The sequence below is a fragment of the Pseudomonas sp. B707 genome (assembly GCF_022496685.1).
GTDB classification, from domain to species: Bacteria; Pseudomonadota; Gammaproteobacteria; order Pseudomonadales; family Pseudomonadaceae; genus Aquipseudomonas; species Aquipseudomonas paraglycinae.
Map to the genome: position 1 here is coordinate 441,352 of NZ_WTVE01000025.1, position 18,155 is coordinate 459,506.

The 18,155-nt window shown below is 59.6% G+C and carries 13 protein-coding genes; 3 read left to right on the forward strand and 10 right to left on the reverse strand.

Features of this window, described 5'->3' with window-relative positions; all coding sequences use genetic code 11:
- Window positions 1-13 precede the first annotated feature (13 nt).
- The 4 genes from GQX66_RS14630 to rpsU all read right to left on the reverse strand — a co-directional run bounded on the left by GQX66_RS14630 (window position 14) and on the right by rpsU (window position 8,465).
- Window positions 14-3,760: a bifunctional diguanylate cyclase/phosphodiesterase gene (locus GQX66_RS14630; protein ID WP_085746597.1), complete on the reverse strand. Its 3,747-nt coding sequence runs from the start codon at window positions 3,758-3,760 to the stop codon at window positions 14-16.
- Window positions 3,761-3,886: 126 nt separating this feature from the next.
- The gene (gene rpoD, locus GQX66_RS14635; RefSeq protein ID WP_085746596.1) at window positions 3,887-5,734 is read right to left on the reverse strand and encodes an RNA polymerase sigma factor RpoD; all 1,848 of its coding nucleotides are present in this window, start codon (window positions 5,732-5,734) and stop codon (window positions 3,887-3,889) included.
- A gap of 67 nt (window positions 5,735-5,801) precedes the next feature.
- Window positions 5,802-7,769, reverse strand: a complete 1,968-nt coding sequence (dnaG, locus tag GQX66_RS14640; RefSeq protein ID WP_085746595.1) for a DNA primase — start codon at window positions 7,767-7,769, stop codon at window positions 5,802-5,804.
- A 480-nt stretch (window positions 7,770-8,249) separates the two neighbouring features.
- Entirely contained in the window at window positions 8,250-8,465 is a 216-nt protein-coding gene (gene rpsU, locus GQX66_RS14645; RefSeq protein WP_002551877.1) for a 30S ribosomal protein S21, read from the reverse strand.
- A gap of 199 nt (window positions 8,466-8,664) precedes the next feature.
- On the opposite strand from rpsU, the gene tsaD reads away from it, so the two are divergent.
- Window positions 8,665-9,690, forward strand: a complete 1,026-nt coding sequence (tsaD, locus tag GQX66_RS14650) for a tRNA (adenosine(37)-N6)-threonylcarbamoyltransferase complex transferase subunit TsaD (RefSeq protein WP_085746594.1) — start codon at window positions 8,665-8,667, stop codon at window positions 9,688-9,690.
- A gap of 23 nt (window positions 9,691-9,713) precedes the next feature.
- Here the strand turns inward: tsaD and plsY are convergent, their stop codons facing one another.
- Window positions 9,714-10,283: a glycerol-3-phosphate 1-O-acyltransferase PlsY gene (gene plsY, locus GQX66_RS14655; RefSeq protein ID WP_007959895.1), complete on the reverse strand. Its 570-nt coding sequence runs from the start codon at window positions 10,281-10,283 to the stop codon at window positions 9,714-9,716.
- Window positions 10,284-10,357: 74 nt separating this feature from the next.
- Between plsY and folB the strand changes: the two genes are divergently transcribed.
- Entirely contained in the window at window positions 10,358-10,714 is a 357-nt protein-coding gene (gene folB, locus GQX66_RS14660) for a dihydroneopterin aldolase (RefSeq protein ID WP_011336216.1), read from the forward strand.
- Window positions 10,705-11,223 carry a 2-amino-4-hydroxy-6-hydroxymethyldihydropteridine diphosphokinase gene (gene folK, locus GQX66_RS14665; RefSeq protein WP_240869839.1) on the forward strand — a complete coding sequence of 173 codons (519 nt, stop codon included), beginning with the start codon at window positions 10,705-10,707 and terminating at the stop codon, window positions 11,221-11,223. The genes folB and folK overlap by 10 nt, the downstream gene beginning before the upstream one ends.
- 38 nt (window positions 11,224-11,261) lie before the next feature.
- Here folK and GQX66_RS14670 read toward each other — a convergent pair whose 3' ends face one another.
- The 5 genes from GQX66_RS14670 to glpE all read right to left on the reverse strand — a co-directional run bounded on the left by GQX66_RS14670 (window position 11,262) and on the right by glpE (window position 18,149).
- On the reverse strand, window positions 11,262-12,491 hold the full coding sequence (locus tag GQX66_RS14670) for a multifunctional CCA addition/repair protein (protein WP_129972178.1): 1,230 nt from the start codon (window positions 12,489-12,491) through the stop codon (window positions 11,262-11,264).
- A 63-nt stretch (window positions 12,492-12,554) separates the two neighbouring features.
- On the reverse strand, window positions 12,555-14,126 hold the full coding sequence (locus GQX66_RS14675) for a SpoVR family protein (protein WP_011336213.1): 1,572 nt from the start codon (window positions 14,124-14,126) through the stop codon (window positions 12,555-12,557).
- Window positions 14,123-15,394: a YeaH/YhbH family protein gene (locus tag GQX66_RS14680; RefSeq protein ID WP_007959907.1), complete on the reverse strand. Its 1,272-nt coding sequence runs from the start codon at window positions 15,392-15,394 to the stop codon at window positions 14,123-14,125. Before GQX66_RS14680 ends, GQX66_RS14675 begins: the two co-directional genes overlap by 4 nt.
- A gap of 205 nt (window positions 15,395-15,599) precedes the next feature.
- Complete coding sequence (locus GQX66_RS14685) at window positions 15,600-17,522, reverse strand: PrkA family serine protein kinase (RefSeq protein ID WP_007959909.1); 1,923 nt, start codon at window positions 17,520-17,522, stop codon at window positions 15,600-15,602.
- A 297-nt stretch (window positions 17,523-17,819) separates the two neighbouring features.
- Window positions 17,820-18,149, reverse strand: coding sequence for a thiosulfate sulfurtransferase GlpE (gene glpE, locus GQX66_RS14690; RefSeq protein ID WP_240869840.1), 330 nt, complete (start codon window positions 18,147-18,149; stop codon window positions 17,820-17,822).
- Window positions 18,150-18,155 lie beyond the last annotated feature (6 nt).

Consider the following 18,155-nt stretch of genomic DNA (forward strand, 5'->3'; position numbering starts at 1 on the left):
AGTAGGCCGCGGATTATAGCGACGGTTTCTCGGCTGTGCTATCCGAAAAATCTGATACGGCTATGCGAAGAAACGTCGCGGCAAATTCTTCTGGTGGCAGCGGCAGGCTGACGATGTAGCCCTGAATCTGTTCACAGCCTTCGGCGGCGAGGAATTGTTGCTGGGCCTGGGTTTCCACGCCTTCGGCGATCACGGTGAATTGCATGCTGCGGCCCAGGGCGATGATGGCGCGGACGATCGCCGCGTCGTGCGGGTCGTCGGGCAGTCCGCGAACGAAAGACTGGTCGATCTTGAGGATGTCCAGAGGCAGGCGCTTGAGGTAACTCAGCGAGGAATAACCGGTGCCGAAGTCGTCGATGGCCAGTTGCACACCCAGGTGTTTGAGCTGATGCAGCACCGCCAGCGCTTCTTCAGCCTGGCTCATGATGAAGTTTTCGGTAATTTCCAGTTGCAGTAATTCCGGCCGCAGGCGGTTGTCCTTGAGCAGTTGCTCGATGCGTCCCAGCAGGTTCGGCTGGCGCAGTTGTGCGCCGGCGAGGTTCACCGACAGCGGGCCGAGAGATTCATAGATCTGGCCCCACTCGAACATCTGCCGGCAGGCGGTTTCCAGCACCCAGTCGCCGATTTGCAGAATCATCCCGTTCTCTTCCGCCAGCGGGATGAAGTGCTCCGGCGGCACATCGCCGAAGTTCGGGTGGCGCCAGCGGATCAAGGCTTCGGCGCCGACCAGGCTGTGATCGTCGAGGCTGATTTTCGGTTGGTAATAGAGGTACAGCTCCTCGCGCTCAATAGCCCGGCGAAGTTCGTGCTCCAGCGCCACACGCTCGCTGGCCTGCGCGGTGAGATCGCGGGTGTAGCTTTCGACCCGGTTGCGGCCCTTGGCCTTGGAACGGTACATCGCTGCGTCCGCGTTCTTGATCAGGGTCGCGACATCGCAGCCGTCGCGCGGGTAAAGGCTGGTGCCGATGCTGGCGCTGATGAAAAACTCGTGCTCGCCAGCCTGGAACGGTGCGCCAAAGCAGTTCAGCAGTTTGGTGGCGATGTTGTCTGCATCGCCGGGCTGCTGCAGGCCAGGCAGCAGAATGATGAATTCGTCGCCACCCAGACGCGCGACGGTGTCGATGTCGCGCAGTTGCTCCTTGAGGCGCACGGCGATGCCCTTGAGCAGCAAATCGCCGACCGGGTGACCGAGGCTGTCGTTGATGTGCTTGAAACGATCGAGGTCGAGGAACAGCACTGCGCCCTGACCGCCGTTTTCCTGCTGACTGTTGAGTGCCATCAGCAGGCGACTTTCGAACAGCGTGCGGTTTGGCAGGCCGGTGAGCGGGTCGTGATGCGCCTGATAGTCGAGCTTGGCCTGGGCGTGCTTGAGGCTGGAGATATCGGCGAACACCGCTACGAAGTGAGTGATGAACTTGTCGCGGTTGCGCACGGCACTGATGGTCAGCCAGCTCGGGTACAGCTCGCCATTTTTGCGCCGGTTGGAGATTTCGCCCTGCCAATGGCCTTCGTCAGTCAATTGATGCCACATCGCCGCGTAAAACGCGCTGTCGTGCAGGCCGGACGCCAGCAGGCGCGGAGTGTGCCCCAGTGCTTCGCTTTCGCTGTAACCGGTGATTTCGGTGAACGCCCGGTTCACGGCGCTGATGTGTTGCTGGGTGTCGGTGATCAGCACGCCTTCGGCAGTACTCTCGAACACGGTCGCAGCCTGTTGCAGTTTTTCCTGCATCAGGTGGCGTTCGGTGATGTCCCGGGCGATGGTCAGCATGCAATCTTCGTCGCCGATCGGCAGCGGACGGCTGGACACTTCGCAGAGGCGGATCTGCCCGTCGCTGCGGCGGATGTGGCAGCTGAAATCGCGGACAAAACCGTCGCGGTGCAGCAGGTCGAGCATTTGCTTGCGTTCGTTGAGGTTGACCCAGATTCCCAGGTCCAGCGCCGAGCGATCCACCGACATCGCGCTGTTGAAACCGGTGATACGACTGAAACCTTCGTTGACCTCCAGCAGCAGGCCATCGCTCTGGCGCGACAACAGCAGGCCGTCTGGCGAGGCGTGGAAGGCCTTGGCGAACTTTTCTTCTGAGGTTTGCAGTTGCTGTTGGGTTTCCTTGAGCTGGGTAATGTCGCGCACCACCACGACCAGCGCCGGTGTGGTGTCGAGCTCGAAGGGCTCGGCGGAAATCAGCCCGGTAAACACCTGGCCATTGTTGCGACGAAAGGGCATCTCCAGGTTGCGAATGCTGCCGGCTTGCAGGCGCTGAAGCAGGCCCGGGCCAACCCCTGGAATGCCCCAGATGTTGAGTTCGGTGGCGGTCTGGCCAATCACTTCTTCGGCCTTGAGCCCGATCTGTTCTTCAAAGGCTTCGTTGACCTCCAGCAGGCAGCCGTCGGATAGCCGGGCGATCACCAGAATGTCCGGGCATTGCTGGAATACCGAAGCGAATTTCTGTTCCGACAGGCGCAACGCCTCTTCGGTGCGTTTGGTTTCGCTGATGTCGATCATCAGGCCGCGCATCACCGGTTCGTGGCCGTGTTCGATCAGGCTGACGATGTCGCGTACCCACAAGCAACGGCCGTCTGCGGTGATGACGCGGTAATCGAGACTGTGATCGCGCCCGGCCAGCACTTCGTGATCGCAGAAGCTCTGGGCACGAGTCAGATCGGCAGGGTGAATGATGTTGCGCCAAAAGCCTGGAATCAGCCAATGGGACAGCGGATAGCCGAGCAGATCCTCGGCGTGGGGCGAAACATAGCTGTAGGTGAAATCGCTGATCCGCGCTTCCCAGGCGATGGCTGAGAGACTCTCCACCAGCCCGCGATAGTGGTATTCGCTGCTGCGCAGTTCCTGTTCAAGGTCGATGCGTCGGGCGATTTCCGAGCTCAGGCGCCGGTTGATGCGGATCACCACTGCCAGGACGATGACCAGAAGCGATAGCCCCGGTAAACCGTAAACCAGCAGATCCGACCAGAATGTCCGGTGATCGAGGACGTTGCCGACCCAGTGCTCCTGAATGCTGCTGATTTCCTCCGGGGACATGTCGGCCAGCACCTTGTCGAGAATCCCCACCAGCATTTTGTTGTCCCGGGGGACGCCCATCGCCAGCTGGTAGCGATAAGGGGTCTCGCCGCTGACATACAAACCATCCAGTTTGAGCTGCCGCAGGCTCCAGACACTGGAGGCCAGGTCGCCGACCACTGCGTCGACTTCATCGGTGGCCAGTGCCTGCAATGCTGAGCTGACGTTGGGCATTGCCACCAGATTCAGGTCGGGGTGATGGGTGCGCAGCAGCTCGTGGGGGGCGTAGTTTTCGACCACGGCGATTTTCAGGCCGTAAAGATCCTCAAGCTTGCGCGGCTGCGGGCCGCCGACGTGGGCGAGGATGACGATCGGAAAGTCCAGATAAGGGCGGGTGAATGACAGGTAACTCTGGCGTTCCGGGGTGGACATGATGCCCGGCAGCAGGTCGATCGTGCCGTTTTTCGCCTGTTCGAGCACCACGGTCCAGCTCACCGGCTCGATGGGGGTGAGTTTGATCGCCAGGCGCTGGCGAATCACATCGATATAGTCCGCTGCCAGACCCTGATAGCGGTTCTGGTCGTCGCGGAACTCGAAGGGCGGCCACGACGCATCCACACCCAGGCGCAAGTCCGGGTGAGCCGCCAGCCAGCGACGTTCTTCATCGGTCAGAGTCAGCGCGTCAGCCGTTGCGGTCCAGATCATCAGTGACAGCAAAAAAAGCACGGACGCCAGTCTGGGCATAACGGTCTCGTTATGGCTCGGGGGAATGTTTCGAGTGTAGACGGGCTGTGCGCGGGGGGAGGGCGGTGCGAGGTATTTAATCTGCGCTAAAAACAAAACCCCCGGCCTGGGCCGGGGGTTCTGGTATCACTCGTCGAGGAAGGAGCGCAGATGCTCGCTTCGCGTCGGGTGGCGCAGCTTGCGCAGCGCCTTGGCTTCGATCTGACGGATCCGCTCACGGGTCACGTCAAACTGTTTGCCGACTTCTTCGAGCGTATGGTCGGTGTTCATGTCGATACCGAAACGCATGCGCAGTACCTTGGCTTCACGGGCAGTAAGGCCGGACAGCACTTCGCGGGTCGCTTCTTTCAGGCTCTCAACAGTGGCGACATCGATTGGCGACTGCATGGTCGAGTCTTCGATGAAGTCACCCAGATGGGAGTCTTCGTCATCACCGATCGGGGTTTCCATGGAGATCGGCTCTTTGGCGATCTTCAATACCTTGCGGATCTTGTCCTCAGGCATTTCCATGCGTTCACCCAGCTCTTCCGGGGTCGGTTCGCGACCCATTTCCTGCAACATCTGGCGGGAAATGCGGTTGAGCTTGTTGATCGTCTCGATCATGTGCACCGGAATACGGATGGTGCGGGCCTGGTCGGCGATCGAGCGAGTGATCGCCTGACGGATCCACCAGGTGGCATAAGTCGAGAACTTGTAACCACGACGGTATTCGAACTTGTCCACCGCTTTCATCAGACCGATGTTGCCTTCCTGGATCAGATCGAGGAATTGCAGGCCACGGTTGGTGTACTTCTTGGCGATGGAGATCACCAGACGCAAGTTCGCTTCAACCATCTCTTTCTTCGCGCGGCGGGCTTTCGCCTCACCGATCGACATGCGACGGTTGATGTCCTTGATCTCGGCGATGGTCAGGCCGGTCTCGGTTTCCAGCGCGGTCAGCTTCTGCTGGCAACGGATGATGTCCGGTTGCACGCGGGCAATGGCTTCGGCGTACTTGCTCTTGCCTTTGGCCAAGGCGTCGGACCAGCTTTCGTCGACTTCGTTGCCCGGGAACTGACGCAGGAAATCGGCGCGTGGCATACGTGCATCACGTACGCACAGTTGCATGATCGCGCGCTCTTGCTGACGCAGACGATCCAGGGCACTGCGAACACGCTCGACCAGTGCTTCGAATTGCTTCGGCACCAGTTTGATCGGCATGAACAGCTCAGCCAGAGCCAACAGTTCGGCAATTGCCGCCTTGTTGTGACGACCGTGCTTTTTCAGGGCCTTGCGGGTGATTTCCATCTGGTCGGAGACAGCACCGAAGCGCTGTGCGGCAATGACCGGATCCGGACCGCTTTCGGCTTCTTCTTCGTCATCGGAAGCTTCGGCGTCATCGTCCTCGGAGTCGTCATCCGCTTTCGCCGCTTTCGCGTCGATCGGCGGTGGTACTTCGGCGGCAGGCGGCGCAATGCCGTCATCCGGGTCGATGTAACCGCTCAGAACGTCGGACAGGCGACCACCTTCGGTGGTGACGCGAGTGTACTCGGAGAGAATATGGTCAACCGTGCCAGGGAAGTGCGCGATGGCGCTCATCACTTCACGGATGCCTTCTTCGATACGCTTGGCGATTTCGATTTCGCCTTCACGAGTCAGAAGCTCGACCGTACCCATTTCACGCATGTACATGCGCACCGGGTCAGTGGTGCGACCGATATCGGTCTCCACCGCCGCCAACGCAGCGGCTGCTTCTTCCGCAGCGGCCTCGTCGGTATCGGCGTCGGCCAGCATAAGGGCGTCCGCATCCGGAGCACTCTCGTGTACGGGGATCCCCATGTCGTTAATCATGCGGATGATGTCTTCCACCTGCTCCGGATCTGAAATATCCTCGGGCAGGTGGTCGTTGACCTCGGCGTAAGTCAGATACTTCTGCTCACGACCCAGTTTGATCAACTCAATAATACGAGACTGCTGTTGCGCTTTTCCGGACATAACACCCTATCCACTGAAGGTCTTGGCGGGCAAAAAACAAGCCGAGGATTATACCTGAGCTATGACCTCACGCGCCAGTTGAGGTCGGGTTTGATGCGGAAACATTGCGACTTAAAAGGTCGCGCAGTTGATTTTTCTCTTCGGCGCTCAGTTCGCTTTGACGCGCTTTCCTGAGCAGTTGTTCCAGGTTTCGCTCGCGTTGGCGGGCTGACAAGCTAGTAATGGTGTCGAAAAACTGTTGTTCAAGGTTGTCTCCGTCAATCAGCCATTCCTTTTCCGCCAGCGCCTTGAGCAGGCGACCCTGTTCGGTTCCGTGCCATCGCGCGATCAACTGAAATGAGTTTAGCTTGGGATTCTTCTGCACGGCTTCGAGCAGTGCCACCAGCAGCTGTGCGTTGGTCTGGTTCTCGTCCGCGAAGTGCCCGGCGTCCTCGACCTTTTCCGCCAGTTGCGGGTGATGCAGCAAGGTTCTCAGAGCGGCCAGGGTCGGAGGTTCGACGGCGGCCGGCACGCGTGGGGCACGCGGCTGATCGCGATCACCGCCACGCTTGCCATTTTTGTCCCACGGTTTCTTGTCCCATTTCTTGCCGCCGGCGCCGGTTTTTTTCGGCGTCCATTCCTGCTGCGGCACATACATGTCCTGTGCCTGCGGCTGATGGTAGTCGCTGTAGTCCGGCATGGCGTCGTAATCGATGCCCGGGTCATAGGCCGGCGGTGCTTCCTGAGGAGCGCTCTGGGCCAGCTGGCTGACGCTTTCGCTGCTCAGACCGGTGATCTCGGTCAGGCGCTGGCGCATCAGGATGCGCAGATTGGCGCCTGGGACCTTGTCGATCAATGGTGCTGCGAGGGTGGCCATGTGGGCCTTGCCCTCCAGCGAACGCGGGTCGGCTTCTTCGGTCAGTTGCTGGAAGAAGTAGTCCGCCAGCGGCTGTGCGTGCTGATTGATCCGGGCGCGGAAGGCGTCTGTGCCTTCGGCGCGAATCAACGTATCCGGGTCTTCGCCTTCAGGCAGAAACAGAAAGCGTGCACGGCGCCCGTCCTGCAGGCAGGGCAGTGTGGCTTCGAGTGCGCGCCAGGCGGCATTGCGGCCAGCCTGGTCGCCGTCAAAGCAAAACAGTACGTTCGGCACTACGCGAAACAGACGCTTGAGGTGTTCTTCGCTGGTGGCGGTGCCGAGTGTCGCGACGGCATTGCGCAGGCCTTGCTGGGCTAGAGCGATGACATCCATATAGCCTTCGACGACGATGATTTCGTCGAGGTTGCGATTGTTCTTGCGGGCTTCGTACAGGCCGTAGAGTTCCTGGCCTTTATGGAAGACCGGGGTTTCCGGCGAGTTCAGGTACTTTGGCTTGTCGTCGCCGAGCACTCGACCGCCGAAAGCAATGATCCGTCCACGGGTGTCGCGGATCGGGAACATCACGCGATCGCGGAAGCGGTCATAGCGTTTACCGGTTTCGGCGTTCTCGATCAGCAGGCCGGCGTCGATCATGGCTTTCTGCTGCAAGGTGTCGCTGCTCAAGTGTTTGAACAGGTTGTCCCAGCCCGGCGGTGCGAATCCGAGACCGAAGTCCCGGGCGATTTCGCCGGTCAGGCCACGACCCTTGAGGTAATCCACTGCTGCCTTGCGTGCCGGGTGGCTCTTGAGCGCCTGCCGGTAAAAGTCGGCAGCGGCGGTGAGCAGCGGGTACAGCGGTGAATCGGTCGGCTGGCGCGGTTTGTTCGACCGGCCGCCTTCTTCACGCGGCACTTCCATGCCGGCGGCCTTGGCCAGATCTTCGACGGCCTGGGGAAAGTCCAGGTTGTCGTGATCCATGAGAAAGCCGAGGGCGTTACCGCCGGCGCCGCAGCCGAAGCAGTAATAGAACTGCTTGTCGGGGCTGACGCTGAACGACGGGGTTTTCTCTTTATGGAACGGGCAGCAGGCGGTGTAGTTTTTACCGGCCTTCTTCAGTTGCACGCGCGAGCTGACCACATCGACGATGTCGGTGCGGTTCAGAAGGTCGTCAATGAAGCTCTGGGGAATCAGCCCGGCCATGGCGTTCTCGTCTGCGCTGTAATGGATCCGATGCGAAAGTCCGCCGGACGCGGGTCATTGAGTGATGCGCGCACGTGGTGCGGCTCGACCGGTGTCGTTTGCGTAATCGCTGTCGGGAAGTGTATCTGCCGAAAATCCACTGACGTTAGTACTCATCAGTCTTCGACTATTCGAAAATGTTGCGCTGAATCCGCTGACGGCCTGTAATCGGCCTCGGATAGCTCATGAAGCGGGCACGCAAGCAGGTGCCTTGGGCTGATCGTCGTAAGAGGAATCAGTGGGTGTGCTCGTCAGTAGCCTTGAAAGGCTCGTCAGAAAAGACGTGCACCGCTGGCAAAAGAGCCAGGCCTGACGCGGTGAAGCGGGTTTGTCTCGGTCGCATCTGCGGCTTCGACGGTGAAGCATCAAGCGTTTTACGCAAATGCCATTAGCCCGGCTGAGGGCCGGGCTTGGCAGAAGCTTGCTACGATCGTCTGTGTATTAGTACAGACGAACGGCGCGGCGCTGTTCGCGCTGAACTTTCTTGGCGTGACGCTTAACAGCAGCAGCTGCCTTGCGCTTACGCTCAGAAGTTGGCTTCTCGTAAAATTCGCGGCTACGAACTTCAGCCAGTACACCGGCTTTTTCGCAGGAGCGCTTGAAACGACGCAGAGCTACGTCGAAGGGTTCGTTCTCTTTAACTTTGACGGCTGGCATCCAGAGCTACCTTCATTCATTACCGGGGTCAACATCCTCGCGGCAAAAGAGCACTTGAAGACGTCGGTTTTTAAGGGTTGCGGATGTTAACCCCTCATCGCTCGGAATGCAAAGCCTCTGATCGAAAACCGCTGGTCGGGGCATCACGCGGCGACTATTATGCGCGCCTTCGAATTCAGCCTAAACAAGGCGCAAACCCATGCTAGTACTGGGATTAGAAACTTCCTGCGACGAAACCGGCGTCGCTTTATACGACAGTGAGCGCGGCCTGCTGGCCGACGCGTTGTTCAGTCAGATCGACCTGCACCGCGTCTATGGCGGCGTGGTACCGGAGCTGGCCTCGCGCGATCACGTCAAGCGCATGCTGCCTTTGATCCGTCAGGTGCTGGCCGAAGCCGGCTGCGTGCCGACCGAGATCGACGCCATCGCCTACACCGCGGGTCCCGGCCTGGTCGGGGCGCTGCTGGTGGGGGCCTCATGCGCCCAGGCGCTGGCGTTTGCCTGGGGCATCCCGGCGCTCGGCGTGCATCACATGGAAGGCCACTTGCTGGCGCCGATGCTGGAGCCAAAACCGCCGGAATTCCCGTTCGTCGCTTTGTTGGTCTCTGGTGGTCATACGCAGCTGGTTCAGGTCGATGGCATCGGCCAATACAGCCTGCTCGGTGAAACGCTGGACGATGCCGCGGGCGAAGCTTTCGACAAGACTGCAAAAATGATGGGCCTGAATTATCCGGGCGGACCGGAAATCGCCAAGCTGGCAGAGAAGGGTGTCGCAGGACGTTTCACCTTCCCGCGTCCGATGTGTGATCGCCCGGGTCTGGATTTCAGCTTCAGCGGCCTGAAGACCTTCGCCCTCAACACCTGGCAGCAATGCGTCAGCGCCGGGGACGACAGCGAGCAAGCCCGTTGCGACATCGCGCTGGCGTTCCAGCAGGCCGTGGTGGAGACTTTGACCATCAAGTGCAAGCGTGCCCTGAAGCAGGCCGGCATGAAGCGTCTGGTGATCGCCGGAGGCGTCAGTGCCAACAGGGCGCTGCGTGTTTCGCTGGAGAAGATGCTCGGCGACATGAAGGGCGATGTGTTCTATGCCCGTCCCGAGTTTTGCACCGATAACGGCGCAATGATTGCGTTTGCCGGCTGCCAGCGTTTGCAGGCCGGCCAGCAGGAAAGCCTGGCGATCAGCGTGCAGGCGCGCTGGCCGATGGAGCAATTGTCAGCGCTGTGATAAGCAGCGCTCACATGCGGTATTTAAAAATGCCGTTCGCGCCCGGCGAACAGGTCGCGTAGATTGCCCCGGTGGCGCCAGACGATCAGCAGTGTCAGCGTGCTCATCGGCAACAGCGCCGCCGGTTCCTGCCAGGCCAGCAACGGCAGTGTCAGGGGTGTAGCGATCAACGCCGCCAGCGAGCTGGTGCGGGTCAGGTAGAACGTCAGCAACCAGGCGCACACGGCCAGCAGCGCGGCGGGTGGATACAGGCCCAGCAGCATGCCGGCCGCCGTGGCAACACCCTTGCCACCGCGAAAGCGGAAGTACAACGGGAACAGGTGACCGATCACGGCGCAGACGCCGATCCACGCCTGATCCTGCAGCGAAAGGCCCATTGCCGAAGCGATCAGCACCGGCAGCAGGCCTTTGCACAGATCACCCAGCAGGGTCAGGATCGCGAGTTTGCGTCCGGCCAGGCGCAGCATGTTGGTGGCGCCGGCATTACCCGAGCCACTCATTCGCGGATCCGGATTCCCGGTCAGGCGGCTGAGCAAAATGGCGAAGGACAGAGAGCCGAGCAGGTAGGCGAGGATCGCCAGTAACCAAAACATGCTAACTATTCCGGGCGAGGACGCCCTGATTCTAACGGCGCATTGCGCCCTTGTCGTGCAGCGGAGAAAAGTGCTTGGACAGAGTGTTTATCGAGGGCCTGGAAGTCGACACCGTGATCGGTGCCTACGACTGGGAGCGCGGCATCCGACAGTGCCTGCGTCTTGATTTGAGCTTCGCCTGGGACAATCGCCCGGCCGCCGCCGGTGACGACCTGACCCTGGCGCTCGATTACGCCAGTGTGTCCACACGGATCCAGGCCTTTGCCGAGCAATCCCAGTATCAACTGGTCGAGACCTTCGCCGAACGTCTGGTTGAAGTGCTGATGAATGAATTCAAGATCACCTGGGTGCGCCTGAAGCTGACCAAGCCAGGTGCCGTACCGGCCGCCAAGGGTGGTGTGGGTGTGGAGATCGAGCGCGGATGCCGCTGACCCAGATCTATCTCGGGCTCGGTAGCAATATCGAGCGCGAAACCCATTTGCAGGCCGGTCTGGATGCCTTGTCCACGTTTCTGGTGGATATGCGCTGTTCGCCTGTGTTCGAAAGCCAGCCGGTGGGAATCAAGAGCGGGCCGTTCTTCAACTTCGTGGTGTCGGCGTTCACCGATCTGCCGTTGATCGAGCTGGATCGCCGTTTGAAGTTCATTGAAGCGGACAACGGTCGCTATGCGCCGGATCGCAAGGGCTTGCCGCTGGATATCGACGTGTTGCTGTACGGCGATCTGGCCGGCAATTTCGACGGGCTGATCCTGCCTCGTGCGGAAATCCTGAAAAATGCTTTTGTGCTGTGGCCGCTGTCGCTGATTGCGCCGGATCGGGTGCATCCCGGTGCAGGAAAAAGCTTTGCCGCATTGTGGGCCGAGGCGCAGATCGATCAGGTGCTGGCGCCGGTCGGATTTGAATGGCGCGGTATTCAGCTCACGCCTTCAGATCTGTCTTGAATGGTTTGATCCGCCCTCGTGAGGGCGGATCGGGTGTTTCAGGACGCCGCCGATTCCTTGTAAGCCTTCAACGCCTTGAGCCGTTCGCGCTTGAGTGCCTCGCCCAGTTCCGGGCCTTTGAATCCCTTTTCCAGCAACGGCTGCACCGCCACGCCGCGTGCCACATTGGCCGCGCCGCGCAGGTAATCCGCCTGTGGATAACTGCGTTGTTCGAGCCCTTTGCGGCCTCGGGCATCCATCTCGCACGCGACGATGAACTCTTCGAAACGCTGTGGCCGACGGTAAACGTCAAAGCTTTGCAGCAACTCGAGCAAGGTCGAAGCCTTCAGCTCCAGGGCGCGATGCCCGTGGGTGTGATATTGGCCGACCAGCAAGGCCAGTTCCTGACAGTCCTTCGGTGCCTTGAAGCGCTCGTTGACCGCTTTGATCAACTTCAGGCCTTTGTGCTCATGGGCGATGTGTCGTGGCCATTCCTCCTCTGGAGTAAGGCCTTTGCCGAGGTCGTGCAGCAGGCAGGCCCAGCGCACGGTCAACGGCTGCTTGTGCAGGGCTGACTGCTCAAGCACGCTCAGGGTGTGGATGCCGCTGTCGATTTCCGGGTGATGGGCTTCCGGTTGCGGCACGCCGAACAAGGCATCGACCTCTGGCATCAGCACCTTCAAGGCGCCGCAATCGCGCAGCACCTGAATGAAAACCTGGGGCTGATCTTCCATCAGTGCGCGGGAAATCTCTTTCCAACTGCGTTCGGCCGTAAGGGCTTCCAGCTCACCCGATTCGCTGAGCTGACGCATCAGCTCCAATGTCTCGGGCGCCACCTTGAAACCAAGCTCCGCGTAGCGGGCAGCAAAGCGCGCAACGCGCAGAACCCTGAGCGGATCTTCGGCAAACGCGGGGGAAACGTGGCGCAGAATCCGTTCTTCGAGATCGCGCTGGCCGTGGTAGGGGTCGGTCAGATTTTGCTGATCATCCTCAGCCATTGCGTTGATCGTAAGGTCACGGCGGATCAGGTCTTCTTCAAGTGTGACCTCGGGGCTGGCGTGAAAGGTGAAACCACCATAACCGCGACCGCTCTTGCGCTCGGTGCGGGCGAGGGCGTACTCCTCGCCGCTTTTCGGGTGAAGAAAAACCGGGAAGTCCGCGCCGACCGGGCGAAACCCCTTGGCGAGCATTTCTTCTGTGGTCGCGCCGACCACCACCCAATCGATATCGGTGACCGGGTTGCCCAGCAGGCGATCACGTACCGCACCGCCGACCTTGTAAATCTGCATAAAAAACCTCCGTTGGCCCGACAGGATAACTCTTGTGCCGGACTTTCGGAGGCCTGAACGGGATCAAAGATGAATGACGGCCAGGTCGAGTCGACCGTAATCCCCCTCGCTGTGTTCGCTACGAGGCGGAACGTGATGGGTCTTCATGATCTGGTCGCCTTGCAGGGTTTCCAAATGAATGTCGAAGCCCCACAACCGGTGCAGGTGTTTCAGGACCTCCTCGGTGGAATCGCCCAGCGGTTTGCGGTCGTGTTGCTGGTGGCGAAGAGTCAGCGAGCGGTCGCCGCGGCGGTCGATGCTGTAGATCTGCACGTTCGGTTCGCGATTGCCGAGGTTGTATTGCGCTGCGAGCGTTTCGCGAATGATCCTGTAGCCGCCCTCGTCATGGATCGCAGGCACCAGCAGATCGTCCTTCTGGTCGTCATCGAGAATGCTGAACAGTTTCAGGTCGCGGATCACCTTGGGTGACAGGTACTGCAGGATGAAGCTCTCATCCTTGAAGCTGCTCATGGCGAACTTGATGGTCGACAGCCAGTCGCTGCCGGCGATTTCCGGGAACCAGCGGCGGTCTTCTTCCGTAGGCTCTTCGCACATGCGACGGATGTCGCGATACATCGCAAAGCCCAGTGCGTATGGGTTGATGCCGTTGTAATAAGGGCTGTCGAACCCCGGCTGGAACACCACGCTGGTGTGGGACGTCAGGAACTCCATCATGAAGCCGTCGGTCACCAGGCCTTCGTCGTACAGGTCGTTCATCAGCGTGTAGTGCCAGAACGTCGCCCAGCCTTCGTTCATCACCTGGGTCTGGCGCTGTGGATAGAAATACTGGGCGATCTTGCGCACGATCCGCACGATCTCGCGCTGCCAAGGCTCCAGCAATGGCGCGTGCTTCTCGATGAAATACAGGATGTTTTCCTGTGGCTCGGCCGGAAAGCGTGCGTTGTCCTTGTCGCTGTACTTGTCTGCGCCTTTGGGAATGGTGCGCCACAGGTCGTTGATCTGCTTCTGCAGGTGTTCTTCGCGATCCTTCTGCCGACGCCGCTCTTCCTCGGCGGAAATCGGGTACGGACGTTTGTAGCGGTCGACACCGTAGTTCATCAGGGCGTGGCAGGAATCGAGCAGATCCTCTACGGCATCAATCCCGTGGCGCTCCTCGCACTGCATGATGTACTGCTTGGCGAACACCAGGTAATCGATGATCGAACTGGCGTCGGTCCAGGTGCGGAACAGATAGTTGCCCTTGAAGAAACTGTTGTGGCCGTAGCAGGCATGCGCAACCACCAGTGCCTGCATGCAGATGGTGTTTTCTTCCATCAGGTACGCGATGCACGGGTCCGAGTTGATCACGATCTCGTACGCCAGCCCCATCTGCCCGCGGCTGTAGGATTTCTCAGTGCTGAGGAAGTGCTTGCCGTAGGACCAATGGTGATAGCCCAGCGGCATGCCAACCGAAGCGTAGGCGTCCATCATCTGCTCGGCGGTAATCACTTCGATCTGGTTGGGGTAGGTATCCAAAGCATAACGGGCCGCGATACGGGCGATTTCACGGTCGTACGTCTGGATCAGCTCGAAAGTCCATTCCGAGCCTGTGGAAATGGGTTGGCGCTTCTGCTCTTTGGCGGTCTTGGCGGTCATGTCACTAACCTGCGCTGGAAGAGTTCACGGAAGACCGGATAGATATCCCCGGCCGAGACCAGTTGCTGCTGGGCAAAAGTGTCGGAAAAGGCTTCGGCGATGCGTTCGTACTCGTACCACAAGGCCTGATGTTCGCGCGGGGTGATCTCCACGTAAGTGTAGTACTGCACAAAAGGCATGATCTGGTTGATCAGGATGTCGCGGCAGATCGGCGAGTCGTCGTTCCAGTTGTCGCCGTCGGAAGCCTGCGCGGCGTAGATGTTCCATTCATTGCTCGGATAGCGCTCGGCCATGATCTCCTGCATCAGTTTCAGGGCGCTGGAAACGATGGTGCCGCCGGTTTCGCGGGAATAGAAAAACTCCTCTTCGTCCACTTCACGGGCGCTGGTGTGGTGGCGGATGAACACCACGTCGATCTTGTCGTAGTTCCGCTTGAGGAACAGGTACAACAGGATGAAAAACCGCTTGGCGATGTCCTTGGTCGCCTGGGTCATGGAGCCGGAGACGTCCATCAGGCAGAACATCACGGCCTTCGAGCTGGGGTTTGGCTGCTTGATCAGCAGGTTGTACTTGAGGTCGAAAGTATCGAGGAACGGCACCCGATGTATACGCGCACTTAGTTTCTCGATTTCCGCCTCGAGATCCTGAATGTCGCCGAAGTTGTCGGGTTCTTCGCGTTTGAGTCGCGCCAGTTCCTCTTTGACCTCGCGCAGTTTGGCGCGGCTGCTGCCCGAGAGCGCAATGCGCCGGGCGTGGGCCGAACGCAGGGTACGGATGATGTTGATCCGCGACGGGTTGCCCTCGTTGCTGATCCCCGCACGTACGGTCTTGAAGGTGTCGGTGCCGGTCAGGTTGCGCTTGACCAGGTTGGGCAGTTCGAGGTCCTCGAACATGAATTCGAGGAATTCTTCCTGGGTGATCTGGAAGACGAACTCGTCCATGCCTTCGCCGGAGTTGCCGGCCTTGCCCGGCCCTCGGCCTCCGCCGCCTCCCGGCGGACGGGCGATGTGTTCGCCAGCGGTGAATTCCTTGTTGCCGGGGTGAACCACGGTCTGCTTGCCGCCGCGACCATGGTGAAGCACCGGTTCGTCGATATCGCGACCGGGAATGCTGATCTGCTCGCCGTGTTCCATATCGGTGATGGAACGCCGGCTGACCGCCTCTTCGACAGCCTTCTTGATGTGGTCACGGTAACGCCGCAGGAAGCGCTGACGGTTCACCGTGCTCTTGTTCTTGCCATTGAGACGTCGGTCGATCACATAGCTCATGACTGCTCCTTAGAAGCTGTCCTGCAAAGGGGCGAGCGGTCATGCAGCATTGAACCGAATGCCAAGGGACGTACACGCTCCCCCAAGCGCTTTGGGTGCTGCCTGAACCTCGCTACCGCCTTTCGAACACCTTCCAGAGGCCTGTGTAGCAGAAAATGCAGGCACAGGCCTCGGGCTGACGACAACCGGTCTGACCGGCCGCGGTTTACTGTGATTTTCTGACCCGCAGGTACCACTCGGAGAGCAGTCGTACCTGTTTGTCGGTGTAGCCGCGTTCGACCATTCGTGTAACGAAGTCGTTGTGCTTCTGTTGATCCTCTTTGCTGGCCTTGGCGTTGAAGCTGATGACTGGCAGCAGGTCTTCGGTGTTCGAGAACATTTTCTTCTCGATGACCACCCGCAGTTTTTCGTAGCTGAGCCAGGTCGGGTTCTTGCCGTTGTTGTTGGCCCGGGCGCGCAGCACGAAGTTGACGATTTCGTTTCGGAAATCCTTCGGATTGCTGATGCCGGCCGGTTTCTCGATTTTTTCCAGCTCCTCGTTGAGGGCGACGCGGTTGAGGATCTCGCCGGTTTCCGGATCGCGGTATTCCTGATCCTGAATCCAGAAGTCCGCATACAGCACGTAGCGGTCGAAGATGTTCTGGCCGTACTCGCTGTAAGACTCGAGGTAGGCGGTCTGGATCTCCTTGCCGATGAATTCGATATAACGCGGTGCCAGGTACTCTTTCAGGTAGCGCAGATAGCGTTCCCGGGTCTCGGCCTGGAACTGTTCCTGTTCGATCTGCTGTTCCAGCACGTAGAGCAGGTGTACCGGGTTGGCGGCGATTTCATGGGGATCGAAGTTGAAGACCTTGGACAGGATCTTGAACGCGAACCGGGTCGACAGACCGTTCATGCCTTCGTCGACGCCCGCTGCATCGCGGTATTCCTGGATCGACTTGGCCTTCGGATCGGTGTCCTTGAGGTTTTCGCCGTCATACACCCGCATCTTGGAGTAGATGTTGGAGTTTTCAGGCTCCTTCAGGCGGGACAGCACGGTGAACTGCGCCAGCATCTTCAGGGTGTCCGGCGCGCAATGCGCCTTGGCCAGGGAGCTGTTGAACAGCAGCTTGTCGTAGATCTTCACCTCGTCACTGACGCGCAGGCAGTACGGCACCTTGACGATGTAGATCCGGTCGATGAAGGCTTCGTTGTTCTTGTTGTTGCGGAAGGTGTGCCACTCCGATTCGTTGGAGTGGGCGAGCAGGATCCCGGTGAACGGAATCGCGCCAAGGCCTTCGGTACTGTTGTAGTTGCCTTCCTGAGTGGCGGTCAGCAATGGGTGGAGCACCTTGATCGGTGCCTTGAACATCTCGACGAATTCCATCAGGCCCTGGTTGGCCCGGCACAGCGCACCGGAGTAGCTGTAGGCGTCGGCGTCGTTCTGCGGGAATTCTTCGAGTTTGCGGATATCGACCTTGCCCACCAGCGCGGAGATGTCCTGGTTGTTTTCGTCACCCGGTTCGGTCTTGGCCACGGCGATCTGGTTGAGGATCGACGGGTACAGTTTGACCACACGGAACTGGCTGATGTCGCCGCCGAATTCGGCCAGGCGCTTGGTGGCCCATGGCGACATGATGGTGTTCAGGTAGCGCCGTGGAATGCCGAAGTCTTCTTCGAGGATCGCGCCATCTTCGGTGGCGTTGAACAGACCCAGTGGCGATTCGAATACCGGCGAGCCCTTGATCGCATAGAAGGGCACTTTTTCGATGAGCTGTTTCAGCTTCTCGGCCAGGGACGACTTGCCGCCGCCGACAGGGCCGAGCAGATAGAGGATCTGTTTCTTCTCTTCCAGGCCCTGAGCGGCATGACGGAAATACGACACGATCTGGTCGATGCATTCTTCCATCCCGTGGAAGTCTTCAAAGGCCGGATAGCGACGGATCACCTTGTTGGAAAAGATGCGCGACAGTCTCGAGTTGGTCGAGGTGTCGAGCAGTTCCGGTTCGCCGATGGCCAGCAATAGACGCTCGGCGGCGGAAACGTAGGCACTGCGATCCTTTTTGCACAGTTCCAGGTACTCCTGCAGGGAGAATTCTTCCTGGCGTGTGGACTCGAAGCGTTGTTGGAAGTGGCTAAAGATACTCATGACGTCACCTCGCTCGATACGTGGAGCCGACGCCGGATCACTCAGTCGATGCTGGCAAGCAGCTGCGATGGCAGCTGTTGTTTACCCCCCAGAACACTTTCGCGATCGACAATCGCGAAAGTCACTCCCGATGACCCGTGCGCCGGTGTACCGGCTCTCCCCTGTTTTGGATGGCCTGGGCTTAAGGATAGTTGGGAATTCGGGAGGTAAAGGCGAGATACGTAATTAGTTGTGGCAGACCGTTCGTCTGCCACCGCGCAAGCCCGCGGGAGCCGGGGCCTGCACGTTACAAAAAAATTATTCGGAGGTGCCTTGCGCGGTTTCCGCAGGAAAAGTCGTACTCCACAGTTCGAAGCCGCCGTCCATGCTGTAGACGTTGGAGAAGCCTTGGCTCACGAGGTACGCCGCAGCACCCTGGCTCGAGTTGCCGTGGTAGCAGACCACGACGGTGGGTGCATCGAGGTCGGCGCCCTGGATGAAAGCATGGAGGGAATGATTATCCAGATGCTTCGAGCCGCTGATGTGCAGTGCGGCAAATGTTGCCGGGTCACGGACGTCGACGACCACAGCACCTTGCTCGCGCAGGGCCTGGGCCTGTTCCGGGGGGATACGTTTGAATTCGCTCATGGCGGG